Source organism: Campylobacter concisus, assembly GCF_902460575.1.
Taxonomy (GTDB): domain Bacteria; phylum Campylobacterota; class Campylobacteria; order Campylobacterales; family Campylobacteraceae; genus Campylobacter_A; species Campylobacter_A concisus_AW.
Window position 1 is genome coordinate 1 of record NZ_CABPUY010000010.1, and the last position, 1,278, is coordinate 1,278.

Consider the following 1,278-nt stretch of genomic DNA (forward strand, 5'->3'; position numbering starts at 1 on the left):
AGAGAAAGCAACAAAAGATGTCGAAGAACAAAGAAAGCAAATAATCAAAGAAGAGCAAGAATACAATGCAAATTTTGCCAAAGAGCAAAGTGAGAAGAAATTTAAACCTATGCAGGTTAAAAAGAAGTATGAGACCTATGATATAAACAAGGATCAGAAATTTCTCTATGCAAGAGAGCTTTTAAATTTCAAAGAAAAAAGAGGCGTAGATGTCTTGGAGCTTATGCAAAAGATAGATAAGAAGCAAATTTTAAATAAGATGGCTTAAATTTAAAGGATATTAGATGATAAACGCACTTGGTAGCTACCCCTTAAATTTAGAGCAGAACATAAAGGTATCAACCAAAGTTGCCACCAAACAAACCAGCTCAGAGGTTTTAGGCTACAAGGTAGATAAGGATGGCTACTTTACAGATGAGTTTAATAAACAAGCTGGCATCCCAAGTGAATATAAAATTCACTCAAGCACGCTGGAGTCTTTAGTCAATGTTGCAGAGGGGACATCATTTTTTAGTCGCACCTTTAAAAGCATAGATATAGCAAAGACTGCTGGCAATGCCTACAAAATTCTCTGCCAAGTCGTTGGCGAAGACACGCTAAATTCAAAAGATAGCTTTAGCATTGACGAGATAAGAAATTTCCCACAAGGCTTTTCTTATAACCGCCAAAGTATGCAAGTAACTAAGATCCATAACTCCATTTATGACTTTGATGCAGCTGCTTCTAGCTTTAACTACAAAGAGTCAAACAAGCAGATGATAAGCACGCTCTTTTTCAACCCAAGCTTTGATGGCGGAGATGGCATGCAGCCACTAAAGCCAACAACTGATATATTTAACAACAATAATGGTGGCAAAGAGAGTGTGGGAAGTGGTGTTTTTATCGATCCACACGGCGAAAGATACACAAACAAAGATGGCTCTATAACCAAAGGCGGTCTTATAGCAGCCGTTATAAATAGCAACCTTGACGTCAAAGAAGGTGAAACCACCGTTTTTGGAAAGAAGCAAGGCTTTGATAAGAGCGTAGATAGTAAAGAATTTAGTAGGGCATTTGAGCTATTTGAGCTTATGGGTGAGATGAAATTTGGAGCAAATTTCAATAAAGCAAGCGACTCTGATCTAGCTGGTATGCCTGCATATATGCAAGAGTATGTTAAGTATAAAAGGGACCTTGTCTATGTAGATCTAACGACTGGGTTTGTCGGTAAGTATTCAGACGAAGAAGACGAACTCTCATTTAAAAAGATGATGGAGCATAATCTAAAAATGCTAAAGC

The 1,278-nt window shown here is 37.6% G+C and carries 1 protein-coding gene and 1 pseudogene; both read left to right on the forward strand.

What is annotated here, in order from left to right; genetic code table 11:
* Positions 1 to 268, forward strand: a pseudogene (locus F3G76_RS10370) (cell surface protein); the annotation flags it as partial.
* Positions 269 to 284: 16 nt separating this feature from the next.
* Positions 285 to 1,278: Cj0814 family flagellar-dependent secreted protein (locus F3G76_RS10375; protein WP_149706678.1), on the forward strand; the 994-nt coding region annotated here is incomplete at its 3' end.